This is a genomic window from Parabacteroides provencensis, from assembly GCF_900232875.1.
In the GTDB taxonomy this organism is placed as follows: domain Bacteria; phylum Bacteroidota; class Bacteroidia; order Bacteroidales; family Tannerellaceae; genus Parabacteroides; species Parabacteroides chinchillae.
Genome location: NZ_LT960488.1, coordinates 1,543,842 through 1,564,427, shown reverse-complemented (window position 1 = coordinate 1,564,427; position 20,586 = coordinate 1,543,842). Strand labels below are relative to the sequence as shown.

Genomic DNA, 20,586 nt, shown 5'->3' with positions numbered 1-20,586 from the left:
AATCATTTGTGATGAAGCTGCCATCACCTGAAACTGGAAAGCGGCTGTACACAAACCAAGAAGAGTAAGTTTTCTCAGGGTACTAAAATTAGTTCTTCCGGAACTTAGGTTATAAGCAGCGTTTTGCATAATAAAAAAATCATCGGGATGAAATGGAAAAAACATCCCGATGATTTCGAAAAAAGATCCTGATGAATGGATTTTATGGTTCCATTACTATTTCTATACTGTTGCCTTGAGAAAGTAATTGCCGGGTAAATGCTTGTATTTTTGCGGGAGTCAGGTTTTGTAATAGATTTTCGTAATCTGTTTCTCCGTCAAAACCTTTGTAATAATAATTGTCTAAAGTATTTAACCAATAATTATTTTCTTGTAGATTTTCTGCATGACGTTTTATCATATTATCCTGGCTCTTTCTGAAATCTTCCGGACGTGGTCCCATATCTGATATACGTTTTAATTCGTTTCGTACAATTGTATTCATCCGTTCACGTTTGTCTGGATCGGTGTCAAAAAAGATTTGTAATGTTGTTTGTCCTTGCGGGAAAGGAGAAATATAGGCAGAAGTTTGTACTCCGTAAGTTCCTCCTTCATCTTCGCGTACCTTTTCTGTGTAGACAAGATCTAAAATTTGTTTCAATGCCGTAGCACAGATGATATTTTCCAGGGTGTAATCAATCTGACCAGAATAGAGATTTGCTACTGTTGCCTTGGGAACTTCCATTTTACGTTGGAAGATATTTGTATAAACACCTTTGCGCAAGGCTGGAACCTTGGATGGATCCCCTTTTTCTATATGTCCTTTTGAAGGTAAAGAAGCTAAATATAGTTCTATATATGGACGAATGCTATCAGGATCAATATTCCCGACAAAAGTGAAAACGAAACCGGAGGCATCAGCAAATCGCTCTTTATACATTTCCATGATGCGGGGATAACTGATATGTTCAAAATCTGTAGCTTGCAAACGCATGGCACGGGGATTGTCATTATAGGCTGCCCTGGCAAGCGAATCGCTAAAAGCTACCATTGGATTCAGTTCCAGGTTTTTCAGCTGTGACTTTATACGGTTCTCGAATGAGGCGTAAGCTTCTTCGTCTGTACGAGGAGCTGTAAAGTTGAGATAGATTAGTTCGAAAAGTGTTTGTAAATCTGCAGGAGTAGATGAACCATTTATGCTTTCGTTATCCAGCCCGAGTGATGGAGTGCATGAAACCTGTTTTCCTGCTAAACGTTTTCCTAACTCTATTACAGAGAAATTGCCTAAGCCTCCTATTCCGATAACGTCATTAAAGACTTTTAAATTATCTACGTCTTTAGCCCCGAACAGAGTACTTCCTCCGGGACTGGTGGCAGTCATTACTACTTGGTCTTTTTTTAAGTTTGTAGGTTTCAAAACGACTTTAATACCATTGTTTAAAGTTAAAACAGTAGCCCCGAAACGTTGGTCTTTTTCTGTTTTTATGATTTTTCCCGGAGAGGGAAGTACCGGTATTAGTGGCTCGTTGGAAACATTCTCCCGGAATGGTTCCACTGTCATATGTTGTGCTTTAAGGAACGTTTTTAACAGATTCTCTTCCGTAGGGTAAACAATACCTGCTTTGTCCGGGCCGGTAAGACTTATTACAATATTGTCGTCACTGCTCAACATATCCTGTATGTAATGGTTTACTTGTTCTATTGGAATAGATGGTGCGATTTGGTTGATTAAAGAATATTCCGTTTCGATACCAGGAATATATCCTCCGTTAGTGAAATGGTTGACATATTCTTTTGTATAAGCACTGTTCTTTTGCTTATCACGTTCATTATAAGCTGTTTCGTATTGTTTTAGCACATTGATGCGAGCTCTGTCATATTCTGAAGCAGTGAAGCCATATTGTTTGACCCGTTCTGTTTCGTTTACCAATGTTGTTAACGTAGAGTCTATTTCCCCTTCTTTCGCTATTGCTGCAACTGTCCATGCTCCTTGTGTTTTGGAGATCATATAATCGCCGTCATAAGCTTGGGCATATACGAATGGAGGATTGGCCTGATGCAGTATTTCTTCAAACCTTTCGTTCATCATGTCTGCACATACTGCCTGTATATAATCTTTTACTAACCCGGTGACGGAAGCGTAAAGATCTGCAGGTAACTTTTCATGCTTATAAAAAAGATAAAGTATAGTATTTGATGCTTCTTTGTCTTTAGCTATGGATATAAGTGGCATGTCGTTATCAGGTACATTGAACTTTTCGCGTGGGGCAGGGGCTTTTGGTGCCGGAATATCCGTAAATATACGCTTTACCGTAGCTTCCACTTTGTTTACATCGATGTCTCCAACAATAATGATGGCTTGCAAATCGGGACGATACCATTTTTTATAATAGTCTCTCAGTTCGTTCGGTTTAAAGTTGTTGATTACATCAATACTGCCGATTGGCATACGGTTAGCATAGCGGCTACCGGGGTACATTTGAGGGAGTTGCTGTTCCCAGAGACGTGCTTGTGCATCCTGTCGCGTGCGCCATTCTTCGCGTATTACATTGCGTTCTTTTTCAATGGCCGTATCAGCCAGAGTAATGAAGTTTGACCAGTCATGAAGTATCAGCAGACAAGAATCTACTACGCTTTCTTTGCTGACTGGCGCATTCATTATCATATAAACTGTTTCGTCAAAGCTTGTATAAGCATTAAAATTCTCACCAAACCGCATACCTGCATTTTCAATAAAATCTTTCATCCCTTGTCCCGGAAAGTTTTTACTACCGTTGAAAGCCATATGTTCCAGAAAATGTGCCAGACCGCGCTGGTTGTCTTCCTCCAAAATGGATCCTACATTTTGGGCAATGTAAAAATCGGCTCTTTCTTTGGGCTGTTCGTTATGACGGATATAATACGTTAATCCATTGGGTAATTTACCATACCGTACTTTTGGATCAACAGGTAACGGCTGTATTTCCTCTTGTGCATTTATTACCGATGAAATGGTTGTAAGGCAAAGTAAGAGAAATGCTAATAAAGAATATTTTCTAATCATAATATTATAACATTATCGATGTGTTCAAAGATAGTATTTCTGTAGAAAATAGAGAATACAATATTATTTTAATGTAAATTAAAAAGAAGCCGCGACAGAAGGGAAACTTTTGACACGGCTTCTACTTTTATTTAAAACGGTTTTTATTTACTTTACTTCTTCTTTAATTTATAACTTAAAGCTCCCGACGGACATTGTTTGATTTGTGCTATCAGTTCTTCCGTGGTAGCATTTTCTATTTTGATCCAAGGTCTTTCTTTGGGATTGTACACTTGGGGCAACATTTTTACGCAGATCCCTGCATGTTGGCATAATCCGGGTTGCCAAATGATGGTCAGTTCGCCATTTGAATATTCTTTTTTTTCTGCCATTGTATTTTTCTTAATTTATGACTGAATATTAATTCCTCTTATAACAATACGCTTCCAGTCAGGGTGTTTTTGCAAATAACCTGCAACAAAAGGACAAAGGGGAACCAGTCGTAGCTCTTGTTTCTCTATATCTTTTAAAACTTTTTCTACAAGTTGCGATCCGATACCTTTACCTTCAAGAGCTATTGGAACTTCGGTATGGGTTAAATAGATTTCTCCGTTTTTAGATTTTATATATTCAATCTTTGGAATATATTTGTCGACATGAAATTCATATTGATGATGTGTTTCATTGTCTATTAATTCGTAGTCTTCAGCCATAATCTTTAATTTTTAATGTCCGTACGCATATAGAACAGTTTTGAATACAGCTTTGTTTATATAAAAAAAGTGTGTGATTTTTGTGTAATTGCCTTCTCTTTAATATATTTCTAATTTTGTAATTACAATTTATAAGGAATCTGAACGTTACGTATTAAACGTAAATGCTTACCTTTGCGCCCGATTGCCTGCGTAAGGGTAGTTTATATGAAACTAATTATATCACTTTATACAACATGGGAAAGTATAAATTAATCAACAACGCGTTGGGGTGGATTGTTTTTGCAGCCGCTTTTACCGTTTATTTGATGACAATCGAACCTACTGCCAGCTTTTGGGATTGCGGTGAGTTCATTTCTTCAGCATTCAAACTGGAAGTAGGACATCCTCCCGGAGCACCCTTCTTTATGTTAGTAGCTAACCTTTTCGGACAGTTTGCTTCCGATCCCTCTAAAGTAGCCATGATGGTGAACAGTATGTCTGCTCTTTTTAGTGGACTGACAATCTTATTCCTGTTCTGGAGTATTACGCACATGGCCCGTAAGATTATGGTAGGGGATAGTTATGATATGCCGCTCGGAACGATGATTACTATTCTGGGCAGTGGCGTTGTGGGTGCATTGGCATATACATTCAGTGATACATTTTGGTTCAGTGCGGTAGAAGGTGAAGTATATGCTTCTTCTTCTTTGTTTACGGCTGTTGTATTCTGGCTAATTCTGAAATGGGAAGATATGGCAGACCAACCTCATGCCGATCGTTGGATTGTATTGATTGCCTATTTAATGGGATTGAGTATTGGTGTCCACTTGTTGAACTTATTGTGTATTCCGGCTATTGTACTGGTATATTATTATAAGAAGTTTGAAAATCCTACCATGAAGGGAATGTTAATAGCCCTTTTGGTTTCTTTTGCTATTGTTGCGTTGATGATGTACGGTGTGGTACAGGGTTTGGTTGAAGTATGCGGTTACTTTGAACTTCTGTTTGTTAACGTACTGGGAATGCCTTATAATTCGGGTGTTTTTGCTTATGTTATAGTATTAGCCGGAGTGTTGATTTGGTCGATTTGGGAAACTATGCGCGACGAGATCAATCCGTTACGTATGAAAATTGCTTTTATATTGGCTATAGTGCTGATAGGTATTCCTTTTATTGGTAGCGGATATGTACTGGCTGTGATCCTTACTGCTGCCCTTACGGCTTATTTGTTTATGAGTAAGAAGGTAAATATCAAGATGCTGAATACAATCCTGATTTGCCTGATGGTAGTTGTTGTAGGCTATTCTTCATATGCACTGACGTTAATTCGTGCTTCGGCAGATACCCCAATGAACCAGAACGCTCCGAGCGACATTTTTACTTTGCGTACCTATCTGGCTCGCGAGCAATACGGTAAAACTCCGTTATTGTATGGTCAGACTTATGCATCGGAAGTATTGCGTGAGGTTAAAGATGGTGCCTGTGTTCCTGTTACTGAAGAGGGAGCACCTACCTGGAGCCGTGTTATCAAGAAGGATAAAAATGAGAAAGATCGCTATTATGTTTCCCGTCATGAGACGGAATATAAATATGTGGACGAACTGAATATGTTGTTTCCACGTATGTATAGCAATGATGCACGCCATATAGCCGCCTATAAGGAATGGGCACAGGTAAAAGGACAACCTGTTAAATTTAACCGCTGTGGTGAAATGGTTTCTGTGGTGAAACCTACTTTCATGGAAAACCTGCGTTTCTTCTTTGCTTACCAGCTTAATTTCATGTATTGGCGCTATTTTATGTGGAATTTCTCCGGACGTCAGAATGACATTCAAGGAAACGGCGAAGTGCTGAATGGTAACTGGATAACAGGTATTCCATTTGTAGATGAGGCTTTGGTAGGTCCTCAGGAAGATATGCCTTTTGATATTGTAAACAATAAAGGGCATAATGTCTATTATATGCTGCCTCTTTTACTGGGTATTTTAGGTCTGTTGTATCAGGCGTATGCAGGAAAGAAGGGTATTCAGGCATTCTGGGTTACGTTCTTCCTGTTCTTTATGACGGGTATTGCAATTGTATTGTATTTGAATCAAACACCTTACCAGCCGCGTGAACGAGATTATGCGTATGCCGGTTCGTTCTATGCGTTCTGTATATGGATCGGATTCGGAGTGGCGGCTTTGGCAAAAGGCCTCGAAAAATATGGTAAGTTGCCTGCTGTAGCGGCAGGAGCTATTGCTTCCGTTGTTTGTTTATTCGTTCCTATGCAGATGGGTGCGCAGAACTGGGACGATCATGATCGTTCGAACCGCTATGTTGCCCGCGATTTTGGAGCAAATTATCTGGAATCGTGTGAGCCGAATGCTATCATCTTCACAAATGGAGATAACGATACCTTCCCGCTGTGGTATGCCCAGGAAGTTGAGGGTATACGTACCGATATTCGCGTATGTAACACCAGTTATCTGCAAACAGATTGGTATATCGACCAGATGAAGAAACAGGCATACGAATCGCAGCCACTGCCTATTTCGTGGAACCGTGCGGATTATGTACAGGGTACGCGTGATGCTGCTTATGTATTCCCTCTGACTGATCAGTCGATTGATTTGAAAACAGCGTTGGACTTTGTCCGTAGCAACGATCCGAAGTACAAAAAGATTCCGAATATTAGTCAGGAACTCGATTATATACCTTCGCAGAGCTTAGTATATAAGGTAGATGTTAATTCGGCTGTGAATAACGGTGTAGTTGATACGGCTGATATCCGGTATGTGCAGGATATGACTATTGATTTGAAGGGTAAAGATATTCTTGGTAAACAGGAGTTGATGGTTCTGGATATGCTGCAGACTAATGACTGGAAACGTCCGATGTATTATGCTGTAACAGTTGCAAGCGATCAATGGGTGAAGCTTGACCCATATTTCCAGCAGACAGGTCTGGCTAACCAGATTGTCCCGATGCAGGTGAAAGGTACTGTTAAGGAGGTTAATACCGAAAAGATGTACGATAATGTGATGAACAAGTTCAAATGGGGCGGCGTAAATACGAAGGGCGTTTATCTGGATGAAAACGTAATGCGTATGTGCAAGAGCTACCGCTCTGTATTGTTTGCTAAGTTGGCGGCTGCGTTGGTTAACGAACAGAAGAATGATAAAGCATTAGCAGTACTTGATAAAGCAATGGAGGTTCTTCCTGCCGAAAATATTCCTTTGGATTATAGTGCCCTTTCAATTGGCGAGCTTTATTATGTGCTTGGCCAGAAAGAAAAAGCAGAAAGAATATATACCGGAATAGCCGATAATGCAGTTCGTAATCTGAATTGGTTGTTCCGCTTGAAACCCGGACAACTGTCGTCTGTAGAGAACGAACTCGGACACAATCTGGCAGTACTGCAGGAAGTGCTTCGTGTAAACAAGCAGCACAACCCTGAGTTTGCTAAGAAGTATCAGGAAGAGTTTGACAACTACCGTATGGCTTACGGTGTTCCTCAAAATGCAGAATAACGAAGTATGTTTATAGAACAACCTCCCTGGTTATACAGGGTTCTGTTTCCCGGGGTAATCTGGCGAATACCGGCTGAGAAGAAGTGTGTATATCTTACCTTCGACGATGGCCCTATTCCCGAGGTTACCCCTTGGGTTTTAGATATACTGGATAAATATGGGGTAAAAGCCACCTTTTTTATGGTAGGAGACAATGTGCGTAGATATTCGGATATCTATCAGATGGTAATAGATAGAGGCCATCGTGTAGGGAACCATACGTATAACCATATCCAGGGTATTCAATATTGGACGAATAATTATCTGGCAAATGTAAAAAAGGCGGCCGAGTATATAAAAACAGATTTGTTTCGCCCTCCGCATGGACACATGCGTTTGCCGCAGATACTTACGCTTCGCCAGCATTATAAAATAATTATGTGGGATGTAGTTACGCGTGATTATAGTCCGCACATGACACCTAACGGGGTTTTCAATGTAGTGAAGAACTATACCCGTAATGGCTCGGTAATCGTTTTCCACGATTCTTTGAAAGCGGAAGGAAATATGCGTGAAGCCATGCCTCGCGCCGTCGAATGGTTGCTGCAGCAGGGCTATGAGTTTAAGGTCTTTGAGTAAATGTTTGTTTCTTCCAAAATAAAAGAACTGGCCTGCAAACACGGATTCGGCGCGTGTGGCATTGCCCGTGTAGAGCCTGCTGATACCGAGATTGTTTATCTGGATCAATGGCTTGCAAACGGCTGCCACGGAGAAATGAAGTATATGGAAAATTACCGGGATATCCGTCTCAACCCTTCCGGATTAGTAGAAGGAGCTTGTTCCGTTATTTCCGTTGCCTTGAATTATTATCCAGGGAAAAAGCTTTCCCCGGATATGCCTCATATTGCCTATTATGCCTATGGAAAGGATTATCATATTGTACTGAAAAATAAACTTCGTTTATTGTGGGAAAGCATTACATCTTCATTGGATAAAACGCATGAAGCCCGATTTTTTACCGACTCGGCTCCTATCCTTGAACGCTATTGGGCATGGAGGGCCGGCATTGGTTTTATTGGAAAAAATACTAACCTGATTATTCCCGGCAAAGGTTCTTATTTCTTCCTCGGAGAGATTGTTACTACTTTGGAAGTCGATGAATACGATACGCCCCAAAAGAACCGTTGTGGAAACTGCAACCGATGTATCGAATTTTGCCCTACCGGCGCGTTGGAATCCGAACAGCATCTGAATGCATCCCGATGCCTATCCTATTTGACGATAGAGCACAAAGGAGAAATACTGCCGGAACAGGCAACCAGATTGGGCAATCGTCTATATGGCTGCGATACCTGTCAGCAAGTTTGTCCTTGGAATCGCTTTGCTACCCCGACGCAAGAGGAACAGTTTTGTCCTACCGAAGCATTTTTGTCTCTTAATAAAGAACAATTGCGTATGCTGACGAAAGAAGAATATAATTGTATATTTGCTCATTCTGCTGTGAAAAGGGCAAAATATGAAGGTCTGTTGCGCACAATAAAATACTTAAAAGAATAAATCCATGAAGAAAATGATCCATCTGCTGGTACTGCTGTTTTGCTATTCGGCAGTCACAATGGCTGCTTCCGAAGATTTAAAAGGAAAACTGGAAGCACTGAAAGGCATTGAAAGTGTTGAACAATTGAAATCGGACTGCTATCCTGAAAAATATGTGGTACGTATTACCCAACCGCTAGATCCGAAACATCCTGAACTTGGAACATTTACTCAGCGCGTAATTATAGGACATGTGGGCTTTGACCGTCCTACGGTTCTTGTTACCGAAGGATATGGTGCAGCCTATGCCCTGAATCCCCGTTATCAAGAAGAATTAACCCGGCTGCTGAATGCGAATCTGATATTTGTGGAATATCGGTATTTCCTTGAATCAACTCCCGATCCGCTGAACTGGGATTACCTGACAGCCGAAAATTCGGCATATGATTTGCATCATGTGAACCAGACTTTCCGTGAGCTATATAATACGGGGAAATGGATAAGTACAGGGATCAGCAAGGGCGGCCAGACTACTATATTATATCGTGCATTTTTTCCGGATGATGTAGACTTTTCGGTCCCTTATGTTGCACCTTTAAACCGGGCAGTAGAAGATGGGCGTCATGAATCGTTTCTTCGTAAAGTGGGAACAAAAGCAGAACGTGCTAAAATAGAAAATTTCCAAATAGAGGTGCTAAAACGTAAAATGGAGATTGTTCCCATGTTAGAATCGTTCTGTAAGGAAAATAACTTGCAGTTCCGCATACCGGTGGAGGAAGTGCTGGATTATTGCGTATTGGAATATCCTTTTGCCCTTTGGCAGTGGGGAACTTCCGTAAAGACTATCCCTCCCTTATCAACAGATACGGAGACACTGTTTAAACATCTGGTTTCTATCAGCGGTCCCGATTATTTTGCGAAAGACCAACCCAATACCTCTTTCTTTGTACAAGCAGCCCGCGAACTGGGTTATTATGGCTACGATACGAAACCATTTGAAAAGTATCTGACAATTAAGAACAGTGATGGTTATTTAAGCCGTATTATGCTGCCCGAAAGTGCCGGAACGATAGAATTCCGCCCCGAGCTTTATCAAAAGGTATATAACTTTCTGAAAGAAAATGATCCCAAGATGATATTTATTTATGGTGAAGTTGACCCGTGGAGTGCAACTCGCGTACCTTCTTTCAAAGGAAAAAAGAATGAACAGATTTATATCCAGCCCGGTGGAAGCCATCGTGCCCGTATAAGTAACATGCCGGAGGAGATGAAAGAAAAAATACTGAGGCAGATAAATAAATGGTTAGCTGAGTAGAGTTTTTATCTGCTTGTGTAAATAAAGAAAAGGCGAATAATTTCGAAATTATTCGCCTTTTCTTTATTTCATGTATTGGATATTTTCAGTTATAATGAATTCCTTAAATTTAGTTGCCATGGATTTTCAATGGTTTCGATTCCTTTTTTATTAACCAGGGAAGCCATTGTTTGACCCATAAGCTTAAAGTCTGTAGATAGCGTAGTGATACCTCCTGCCAGAATCTCTTTTAAAGGAGTGTCATTATAAGATATGATACCGAAGTCTTTTCCGGGAATGAAGTTTTGTTTGGTTGCCTGTTTTAACAGGTCTACCAGATCACGATCGTTTACTACCATGTAGATTTCACCTGTGTTAAGGCTTCTGTCCTTGATGGAACCAATATACTCGTGCGTGAAATTATAGTCTTTACAAAACGAACAGAGTCCTATATAACGTTCAACCGGTTCTTTCTCTTCTTTCTGGACCATAATGATATGGTGATATTTCTTTATATGGGATAAACCGTGGACAAGTGCTTCGTACGTGTCTTTTTCAAAATTTTGTGCAACAGAAGAGTATTTCCCTTTTAGTTCCGAATGGAAATGATCTAGTAAAAATACATTACCTGATAAGCTTTGGAGTAAAGGATCGATGCCTGCAAATTTTCCGGGCATTAAGATATAAGTAGTATATTTATTGTTTGCTTCGTTAATAAGCGTTTCGAATACTTTCCTGTTATAATTGTGAAAATAGATATCTACAGTGGCAACTTTTCCTATTGACTCCATGAATGAGTTATACAGGTCTTCTTTAAATTCATTAAGTTCATTGAACAGTAGGAATATGTTGTGTTTCTGGGTTATTCTTGTACTTGTCACATAATAACCTATTCCGGGATTGGAATCGATTATACCTTTTGACTTTAGTTCGCTTAATCCGGCAAAAACGGTATCTCTGGATAAGGTATAATTTTTCCTGAATTCATTTATAGAAGGAATCCAATCTCCTTTTTTATATGTTCCGTTATTAATACCTTCTATAACGTGGTTTACCACTAACTTGTACTTTGATTCGTTAACTCTCATTTCTCTTATTTTATTGTACAAAGATATGGTTAATTAGTTCTGGCTGGTACGAGCTGGTCTATGTTTAATAACACAGACGAAATTAATAGACTAGTTCGTACCAGTGTGAATAATTTGTTTATATTTGTTGCGATGACCTAATTGTATTGAAAACCATTTATTATGATACCATGAAGATAGACAAACTAAAGAAGTATGCCCTGCTGGGCGGAAGCATCCTTGCTTTTATTCCTTGTGAGGTATTTGCTCAAAATTCTAAGATTACTGTAGATGCTTCCAAAGTTATGAATGAGATCCCTGCATATCTTTACGGAGCTTGCATTGAGGATGTGAATCATGAAATTTATGGCGGACTTTATGATCAGAAAGTATTTGGAGAAAGCTTTGAAGAGCCGGTCAGAGGGTTTGTTTTTGAAAGTTTTTCTATCTATGAAGGTTTTTGGACTCCACAGAAAGACGGCGTTATAGCCGACGCTTTTCCGGGGGCTAAACTTGTGTATGAGCATGCAGATATAGAGAAAGGTTCTGTAGAGGTGGAACTCCGGATGAAGGGGACGGCTGCCAATAATGCCGGCTTACTGGTACGTGTGAACAACCCGGGAAAAGGAGCAGACCGCTTCGATGGATATGAGGTTAGTCTGGCATCTGATGGAGCGAAGGTGATGTTCGGGAAACACTGTCAGAACTGGCAACCGCTGAAAGAGGTGTTTGTACATTGTTCTCCCGACGAATGGAATGCGATGAAGGTTGAAATGAGTGGAGCGCAGATAGAGGTATTTCTAAATGGAAAAAGCCTGTTTGTCTATGAAGATAAGGATAGTCCTATATTGAACGGTAAGGTTGCTTTGCGTACCTGGGGATCGGATGTTGAATTCCGGAATCTGGCTATTGAGAAGAATGGCAAGAAAGAACCTGTTTCTTATTCTGGTAAAAAGGGATTGCCTGTCAGCATGCATTGGGATGCTATTCAGACTGGAAGTGCAAAAGCTGTATTTTCACATGATGATAAAGATGCCTTTAATGGCAGATATTCTCAGTCTATCGAGATGATAGGGAGCAAGGGTACGGTCGGCATTGCCAATCAAAGCCTGAACCGTTGGGGCATTTCTGTAGAAGAAGGGCAGGCTTTTCAGGGGCAAATTTATCTGAAAGGTGATTCGTATAGAGGATTAGTGACGGTTGCATTGCAAAGTGCGGACGGAAGCAAAGAATATGCTTCTCAAGTCTTGAATAATATAGCCAGTGAGTGGAAAAAGTATCCGATACACCTGTTGTCCAATACGACGGATCCTAAAAGCCGTCTGGCAGTTTACATTAACCGGCCGGGTAAAATATGGATAGATCAGGCAACATTGATGGCTACAGGAAATAAGCAGTTTCACGGTCTTCCATATCGCAACGATATAGGCCAGGCTATGCAGAAACAAGGTCTTACCTTTCTCCGCTATGGAGGCACAATGGTAAATGCCCCGGGGTATCGTTTTAAAAAGATGATAGGCGACCCGGATAGGCGTCCGCCATATAAAGGACACTGGAATCCATATTCGACAAATGGTTTTGGTATTGAAGATTTTCTGAAATACTGTGAAGCAGCCGGCTTTGTGGCTTCATTTGCCGTCAATATCGAAGAGACGCCCGAAGATATTGCCGATATGGTGGAATATCTGAATGGTTCGCTCTCTTCAGTATGGGGTAAAAAGCGTGCAGAAAACGGACATCATGAACCGTACTGTGTGAAATATATAGAAATAGGTAATGAAGAGGTCATTCATGCGGATGACGCGGAAGGCTATAAACATTATATAGATCGTTTCAATCTGTTGTATGATGCGATTAAGAGTAAAGATGCATCGGTGGATGTGGTGAATGCGGCTTGGTGGCGTCCCGATTCGCCAAATATGGAGATGGTATTTAAGGCTTTGAACGGTAAATCGCCCTATTGGGATTATCATCCTTGGGCTGACGATGCGAATGCGGGAGTGAATGTGGAAAAAGAATTAAAACGCATGCAGGAATTGTTCCTTAAGTGGGATCCGAATACGCAGATGAAGTGTGCTATCTTTGAAGAGAATGGCAATTTGCATAATATGCAGCGCGCCTTAGGGCATGTTACTTTGCAGAATGCAGTACGCCGTTGCGGCGATTTTGTGTTGACTTCATGCGCAGCTAATGCCTTGCAGCCTTATTTACAAAATGATAACGGTTGGGACCAGGGACAAATTTTCTTTACCCCTTTGCAGGTTTGGGGAATGCCTCCTTATTATGCCCAGCAAATGGCTTCGGAAAACCATCTTCCATTGCGGGTATATAGCGAAGAAACCGGTGATTTGGATGTAACCGCAACGAGGGATGGCAGGGGAGAGTTACTTGTTTTACACGTTGCCAATATTAACGACAAGCCTGTTTTGGCCTCTTTAAACATAGAAGGCTTCGGAAATGCAAGCCAAGTGGAGGTTGTTACCTTATCTGCCGACTTGGACGGACGAAATACACCAGAACAACCTTGTAAGATTATTCCTGTGAAGAGTAGCCTTTTGGGAGATAACAAAATGGATTATGAATTTCCTTCTCATTCATATGTTGTTATGAAGTTTGTTAAGCAATGAATAGCTTTAACGGATATAAGGTTATCCGGTTGTAAAAATAACCATAACTATGGTTTTTGAAAATTATAATTATGAATTGAAAAAAACGTAGTTATGATTATGAGGTATAAATAGAGCAGCTCCGAATCCTTAAACTTGAGTGTGGAAACCTTGCTAACTGGTACGAGCTGGTCTATGTTTAATAACATGATAAAAACATCGTACCAGTTCGTATCAGTTGGAATATTATTCTCTATATTTGCGGTGTTAAGTCTAATACCAATCTGATATAGCATGAATAGTTTGAACTCCATACAACAAGGAACAATCTTTAGCATTGAAGAGTTTGCCGTCAATGACGGGCCAGGTATCCGGACTACCGTTTTTCTGAAAGGCTGTCCGTTGCATTGCGTGTGGTGCCATAATCCGGAAGGAATCTCTCCTGAGCCACAGTATATGATGAAGAAGGATGAAACAACTGTATGTGGTTATCGGATTACTGCAGATGAACTGGCAAGCCGGCTTTTGAAGAATAAAGAAATTTATTCATTAAATAAAGGCGGGGTCACTTTTACGGGAGGAGAGCCTTTGTTGCAATACGGTTTCTTGCTGAATGTACTCCGTAAGATAAAGCCTGAAATACATACGGCAATTGAAACAAGTGGCTTCGCTTCGGAGGAGGTTTTTCGTGAAGTTCTTCCTTTACTGGATTTAGTGTTGTTTGATGTCAAACATACAGATCCTGCGATACATAAGAAATATACGGGGGTGGATAACCAGTTAATACGTAAAAATCTGGAATGTTTGTGCTCCTCCGGTAAAGACTTTGTTATACGCATACCCCTGATTCCGGGAATAAACGATACAAAAGAAAATATGCTTGCTGTTCTGGATATAATCAGGGATGCAAAGTCATTACAAAGAGTAGAAATACTCCGTTACCATAAAATGGCCGGTGCCAAGTATTCCATGATAGGCAAAGAATATAATCCTCCGTTTGATCCGGAAATACCTCCACGAGTTTATAATGTCTTTGAAGATAATAATATAAATACGATAGTCTTATGAATGAAAGAATAAAAAATCTACGGGAGTATTTACTGGACAAGAAGCACCATCAGTTTCGCAGAACTCCCGGTGAGTTGGGAATACAAAACCTGAGTGACGAATATAAGGCAAGCGGATTTTCTCCGGTAAAGCGTTCTGCCGCCTGCTTCTCTGCTATGCTTGAGAAAGAACAGCCTGTTATCTTACCGGGAGAAAAGATAGTCTTTACACGTACGGTTACAGAAGTGCCCGAAGTGTTTACAAAAGAGGAATGGGATGCTATTAAAACGAGTCATTATATACATGAGAAGGGATATGTTTGCAATATTTCTCCTGATTATGCCTATACATTAACATACGGCCTTGAAGCCCGAAAGGAAGAAATAAGCAAAAGACTGGAAGATGCCGGCCTGACAAAGGATCAAAAAGAATTTCTGCTTTCTGCCTATAGCAGTCTTGTGTCTCTTCAGGATTGTATCGAAAAGTATGCGCAATATGCGTTGTCGGTTGGAGAAACAGAGATTGCGACGACTTTGCAGGCTATTAAGTGTAACGGCGCTACCAGTTTCCGCGAAGCCCTTCAATTGCTGCGTATTCTTCATTTTTCTATTTGGGAGGCCGGCAATTATCATAATACGTTAGGCCGTTTCGACCAGTATATGTATCCGTATTATATCCGGGATATTGAGAACGGTGTGTTAACGAAAGAAGACGCATTTGATCTGTTGGAAGAGTTCTTCCTGGTATGTAATAAAGACAGCGATCTGTATCCGGGCATGCAGCAAGGAGACAATGGGCAGAGCATGGTGTTGGGCGGAAGAAGCATGACGGGTGAATACCTGTTTAACGAACTCTCCCGTATGTGTTTGCAGGCAAGCTACGAACTGGAACTGATCGATCCTAAAATCAATATCCGCGTAGACAGAGATACTCCTGCCGAAATTTACGAACTGGGTTCACAACTTACCAAGATAGGGTTGGGTTTCCCGCAATACAGTAATGACGATGTTGTTATCCCCGGCCTGATCCGGAAAGGATATGCTGAAGAAGACGCCTATAATTATGTAGTGGCGGCCTGCTGGGAGTTTATTATTCCCGGAGTAGCTATGGACATACCTAATATTGACGCTTTGTCTTTAATAGAGTGTGTAAGAGATTGCATGGAACAACTGAAAGACTGTCCGGATTATGCCTCTTTCTACAGTTTGATAGAAAAAGAAATGGCAAACCGGTTGGATGCGATGTGTAAAAAGCATCATAACATTTATATGATTCCGGCTCCTATGATGTCATTACTTATGGACGGAACTATTGAGCGGGCAAAAGATATATCTGAAGGCGGCAAATATAATAATTACGGAATCCATGGAACAGGTATAGCTACGGCTGCCGATTCATTGGCTGCCATCAAAAAATATTATTATGAGGAGCAGAAGGTGGATTATAGTGCTTGGATGAATGCGCTTACCCATAACTTCAAAGAAGAAAAAGAACTGCAGGAGTTGCTTCGTAAAGAAGCTCCCAAGATGGGGCAGGACGACGACTATGTCGATTTGATTGCCAGAGACCTTCTAAACTCTTTCGATCGGGCACTGCAAGGCCGGATCAATGAGAAAGGAGGCGTTTACCGCGCCGGAACCGGAACAGCTATGTACTATATATTCCATGCAACGGAGTTGGGAGCTACTCCCGACGGTAGAAGTGCCGATGAGAAAATTCCGGCTAATTATTCTCCCAGCTTGTATATTAAGCAAAAGGGGCCGTTATCCGTTATTAAATCGTTTGCAAAGCCCGATTTAAAGAATGTGGTTAACGGTGGACCTCTCACCCTGGAATTCGATCAATCTGTATTCCGCAACGATGAAAGTGTGGCCAAGCTGGGTATGCTTGTCAGAACTTTTATTACTTTAGGCGGTCATCAACTCCAGTTGAATACTGTGTGCAAGGAGAAACTGTTGGATGCAAAGAAGCATCCGGAGAACTATCGCAACCTGATTGTCCGTGTCTGGGGATGGAGCGGTTATTTTGTGGAGCTGGACGAATGTTACCAGGATCATGTAATCAACCGGATTGAATTTGGACTTTAATCTTTAAACTCTATATTATTATGAAAACTACAGTGAAAGGTTTTATGTTTTACATCGCTTTTGTAGCGTCGTTGGGCGGCCTTTTATTCGGATTTGATACGGCGGTTATTTCGGGAGCCGAGAAGTCAATCCAGGCCGTCTACAACCTTTCGGATTTTGCCCACGGCTTCACAATTGCTACGGCGCTGATCGGTACTATTATCGGTGCTTTGATCTGCGGTAAACCTGCCGAGAAATACGGACGCCGTTGGTCACTTATTGTGATTGCGTACCTTTACCTCGTTTCGGCTATAGGCAGTGCTGTTATTGTGAACTGGTATTCGTTTATGTTTTTCCGCTTTATGGGTGGACTTGCAGTGGGAGCCTCTTCTGTTGTAGGACCTATGTATATTGCCGAAGTATCTCCTTCACACTGGAGAGGACGTTTTGTAGCTTTCTTCCAGTTTAATATCGTATTGGGCATTGTGATAGCATACGTTGCGAATTATAATATTGTAGGTATACCTCACGACTGGCAATGGATGCTTGGCATAGAAGCCATTCCGGCCCTTCTGTTCGGGTTGCTGTTAATGACCGTACCCGAAAGTCCCCGCTGGCTTATCAAACAAAACCTTGTGGATAAAGCCCGCATGGTGCTTCGTAAGATTGGCGAACCGGATGTGGATAGAGAAGTGAAATCTATTGAAGAATCCCTTGAAGATACGGAAGTTGTCGGCGAAAATCTTTTCCAGAAGAAATACTTTTATCCCGTATTGATAGCCTTTCTTATCTCTTCTTTCAACCAGCTTACAGGTATCAATGCGATCCTTTATTATGCTCCGCGTATATTTGAATTGTCTGGTGTATTCCGTGAAGGTGCGATGATGCAGTCCATTGTTATCGGGCTGACTAACCTGACGTTTACAATGATCGGCATGCTGTTGATAGATAAAGTAGGGCGAAAAAAATTGATAGGTTTTGGATCTATCGGCATGTTCTTGTCGTTGTTTCTTGTAGCCAGAGGGTTCTATCTTGAGAAGTTTGAAGGCTACTATATGATGTTGAGCTTGATGGGGTACATTGCTTTCTTTGCTGTATCATTGGGAGCTACTATCTGGGTGGTAATCTCGGAAGTGTTTCCTAATAGTGTGCGTGCTAAAGGACAGGTGTTCGGAAGTATGACGCATTGGGTATGGTCGGCTTTGTTGTCGTGGTTCTTCCCGATTTTCCTCTCCATAGGGGGAACTTATATTTTCGGATTCTTCTCGGTTATTGCCCTGGGAAGCCTTGTGTTTGCCATTAAGTTGCCGGAGACACGTAATAAGTCGCTCGAACAGATTCAGAAAGAACTTACATAACTTCATATAATCATGAAAAAGACAACAACCACCCTTGTCATTACACTGCTCTCTGTTTTCAGTGGGTATGCAGCAAATGATGGGAGAAGTAAAATACATGAAGTCCCGTTCACCTCTGTACATTGTACGGATAACTTCTGGGCGCCCCGGATTGATACAATCCGTACAAAAACAATTCCGTATGCTTTTAGCCGTAGCGAGAAAGCCGGCTATATAGATAACTTTGCAATTGCCGGTGGTTTGAAAGAAGGAAAATACCAATCAGCCTTTCCCTTCGATGATGCCGAGGTATATAAAATAGCCGAAGGAGCCTCTTACCTCTTGACCGTTAAGAAAGATACGCGGCTGGAAGCATATATGGACAGCATTATTGCCATTATCGCTTCGGCGCAGGAACCGGATGGCTACCTCTTTACGAACCATACCATCAATAATCCGCTTCACCCGTGGGTGGGGAAGGAAAGATGGGTTCAGGACTGGGATTTGAGCCATGAGACATTTAATGCCGGCGAACTTTACGAAGCTGCCATTGCTTATTACTATGCAACTGGCAAACGCTCTTTGCTGGATGTGGCCATTAAGAATGCCGACCTGATTTGCAGTGTATTCCGTGAGGGAGGTCTGAAGATAGCTCCGGGACATGAAGTTATCGAAATGGCTCTGGTGAGACTTTATGAAGCAACCGGTGATGAAAAATACCTTAAACAATGCCGTTACTTCCTTGAAAGCCGTGGGCACAAGGTTTTTGATAAAACCTCGGCCGATATACGTAAAAACGGCATGTATTGGCAGGATCATCTGCCTGTTACCCAGCAGCGCGAAGCCGTGGGGCATGCCGTGCGTGCCCTCTACCTTTATTCGGGAATGGCCGACATAGCCTTGCACATGCAGGATAAGGCCTATCTGAACGCTATCGATTCTATCTGGAGCAACATAGTAGGCAAGAAGATGTACCTGACCGGAGGATTGGGCTCGACAGCCAATAACGAGGCTTTCGGCAAAAACTATGAACTGCCTAATGCAACTGCCTATTGCGAAACTTGCGCTTCTATTGCCAACTGCATGTTCAATCTCCGCATGTTTAAGCTTCACGGCGATGCCAAATATATAGATGTACTGGAACGTTCGCTCTACAATACTGTTTTGAGCGGTATATCCATAAGTGGTGATATGTTCTTTTATCCGAATGTGTTGGAGACAAATAAAAACGGACAGGAACGCAGCCTGTGGTTTGACTGCTCTTGTTGCCCTACCAACTTGTCCCGGTTTATCCCCGCCGTTCCGGGATATATCTATGCGGTAGACGATAAATCTATTTATGCCAATCTTTTTGTAGGTGGCTCGGGCGAGGTACAGTTTAATGGCCGTAAGGTATTACTTGAGCAGCAAACCGATTATCCCTGGAGTGGTGATGTGGCTATCACGGTGAATCCGGTAGAAACAAATTCCTTTGATCTGAAAATACGTATTCCGGGATGGGCCAAAGAAAGTGTTGTTCCTTCCGACCTGTATAGCTTCGTTGGAAAGCAGAAAGGCAATGTGCAGATATTCTTGAATGGTAAGCCATACAAGTATCAGCAGGAAAAGGGATATGCCATCATTGCAAATAAATGGAAAAAAGGCGATAGAGTAACCGTCTCCTTTCCAATGGAACCGCGTCAGGTTATAACCAATGATGCCGTTAAGACAAATAATGGACTTGTTGCCGTAGAACGGGGTCCGCTGGTTTATTGTGCAGAATTTGTCGATAATAATGGCGAAGTCCGTAATTTGTCGCTGTCCGGAAAGACTTCGTATGAAGTGAAAAAGCGTCCCGACCTGATGAATGGTATTTATACGATTATAGCTGCCGGAAAGAAGTATACTGCTAAGGCAGGAGGGAAAGAAATACAGTCTGAAGATACCCCTATTACCTTTATCCCCTATTATGCCCGGGCTTATCGCGGAGCCGGCGAAATGAAAGTCTGGCTACCCCGGAACGGCGAAAAGATCGTATCCAACCTGCAGGAGGAACTGCGCGTGGTGGATGAGGTGCTGATCGGACATGAAGAATCGGAAAGTGCTCACAACCTTCAGGGAAAGAATACGCGTGCCGACAAATCGGGCGGCTGGCGCGATGCACAGGACGGATGGTTCTCATACGACCTGAAAGTACTTCCCGACAAACCGATGGAGCTGGTTTTGACCTATCATAGCACCGACGGCGGCAACCGCCAGTTTGAGATATGGGTGGGTGACACCAAGATAGCAGAGCAAAGCCTCCGCACCGAAACATTCGATTTGTTTATTGATCATCCTTATCTTCTTCCCGAAGCGCTTACTCGGGGGAAAGAAAAGGTTACTGTGAAACTCCAAGCGCTTCCCGGCAATGTAGCCGGAGGGATCTTTGGTTGTAAGATGCGATATGTAACAAAGTAATAATCTT

13 protein-coding genes are annotated in these 20,586 nt (G+C 41.7%); 9 read left to right on the top strand and 4 right to left on the bottom strand.

Annotated elements, in window-relative coordinates; all coding sequences use genetic code 11:
- Positions 1-202: 202 nt before the first annotated feature.
- The 3 genes from CTY47_RS06815 to CTY47_RS06805 form a co-directional block, all read right to left on the bottom strand.
- Positions 203-3,022, bottom strand: a complete 2,820-nt coding sequence (locus CTY47_RS06815) for a M16 family metallopeptidase (protein ID WP_099464004.1) — start codon at positions 3,020-3,022, stop codon at positions 203-205.
- 152 nt (positions 3,023-3,174) lie between these two features.
- Positions 3,175-3,393: a (4Fe-4S)-binding protein gene (locus tag CTY47_RS06810; protein ID WP_099464003.1), complete on the bottom strand. Its 219-nt coding sequence runs from the start codon at positions 3,391-3,393 to the stop codon at positions 3,175-3,177.
- Positions 3,394-3,408: 15 nt separating this feature from the next.
- Positions 3,409-3,714 (bottom strand): GNAT family N-acetyltransferase, encoded by a 306-nt coding sequence (locus tag CTY47_RS06805; RefSeq protein WP_099464002.1) that lies wholly within the window; start codon positions 3,712-3,714, stop codon positions 3,409-3,411.
- Between the two features lie 236 nt (positions 3,715-3,950).
- Between CTY47_RS06805 and CTY47_RS06800 the strand changes: the two genes are divergently transcribed.
- Genes CTY47_RS06800 through CTY47_RS06785 form a run of 4 tightly spaced genes read left to right on the top strand, consistent with a single transcriptional unit; the run spans position 3,951 to position 10,038 of the window.
- Positions 3,951-7,208 carry a DUF2723 domain-containing protein gene (locus CTY47_RS06800; RefSeq protein ID WP_099464112.1) on the top strand — a complete coding sequence of 1,086 codons (3,258 nt, stop codon included), beginning with the start codon at positions 3,951-3,953 and terminating at the stop codon, positions 7,206-7,208.
- Positions 7,209-7,214: 6 nt separating this feature from the next.
- A complete protein-coding gene (locus tag CTY47_RS06795; RefSeq protein ID WP_099464001.1) occupies positions 7,215-7,826 on the top strand; it encodes a polysaccharide deacetylase family protein in 612 nt (203 codons plus the stop codon).
- Positions 7,827-8,744, top strand: coding sequence for a tRNA epoxyqueuosine(34) reductase QueG (gene queG / locus CTY47_RS06790; protein WP_099464000.1), 918 nt, complete (start codon positions 7,827-7,829; stop codon positions 8,742-8,744).
- A gap of 4 nt (positions 8,745-8,748) precedes the next feature.
- On the top strand, positions 8,749-10,038 hold the full coding sequence (locus CTY47_RS06785; protein ID WP_099463999.1) for a S28 family serine protease: 1,290 nt from the start codon (positions 8,749-8,751) through the stop codon (positions 10,036-10,038).
- Between the two features lie 89 nt (positions 10,039-10,127).
- Here the strand turns inward: CTY47_RS06785 and CTY47_RS06780 are convergent, their stop codons facing one another.
- A complete protein-coding gene (locus CTY47_RS06780; protein ID WP_099463998.1) occupies positions 10,128-11,105 on the bottom strand; it encodes a GntR family transcriptional regulator in 978 nt (325 codons plus the stop codon).
- 170 nt (positions 11,106-11,275) lie between these two features.
- Between CTY47_RS06780 and CTY47_RS06775 the strand changes: the two genes are divergently transcribed.
- The 5 genes from CTY47_RS06775 to CTY47_RS06750 all read left to right on the top strand — a co-directional run bounded on the left by CTY47_RS06775 (position 11,276) and on the right by CTY47_RS06750 (position 20,579).
- A complete protein-coding gene (locus CTY47_RS06775; protein WP_143813349.1) occupies positions 11,276-13,711 on the top strand; it encodes a family 16 glycoside hydrolase in 2,436 nt (811 codons plus the stop codon).
- A gap of 273 nt (positions 13,712-13,984) precedes the next feature.
- Positions 13,985-14,758 carry a glycyl-radical enzyme activating protein gene (locus CTY47_RS06765; protein ID WP_199163397.1) on the top strand — a complete coding sequence of 258 codons (774 nt, stop codon included), beginning with the start codon at positions 13,985-13,987 and terminating at the stop codon, positions 14,756-14,758.
- Positions 14,755-16,824, top strand: coding sequence for a pyruvate formate lyase family protein (locus CTY47_RS06760; protein WP_099463995.1), 2,070 nt, complete (start codon positions 14,755-14,757; stop codon positions 16,822-16,824). Before CTY47_RS06765 ends, CTY47_RS06760 begins: the two co-directional genes overlap by 4 nt.
- 20 nt (positions 16,825-16,844) lie before the next feature.
- Positions 16,845-18,161 (top strand): sugar porter family MFS transporter, encoded by a 1,317-nt coding sequence (locus tag CTY47_RS06755; RefSeq protein ID WP_099463994.1) that lies wholly within the window; start codon positions 16,845-16,847, stop codon positions 18,159-18,161.
- Between the two features lie 12 nt (positions 18,162-18,173).
- Positions 18,174-20,579: a glycoside hydrolase family 127 protein gene (locus CTY47_RS06750; protein ID WP_099463993.1), complete on the top strand. Its 2,406-nt coding sequence runs from the start codon at positions 18,174-18,176 to the stop codon at positions 20,577-20,579.
- Positions 20,580-20,586 lie beyond the last annotated feature (7 nt).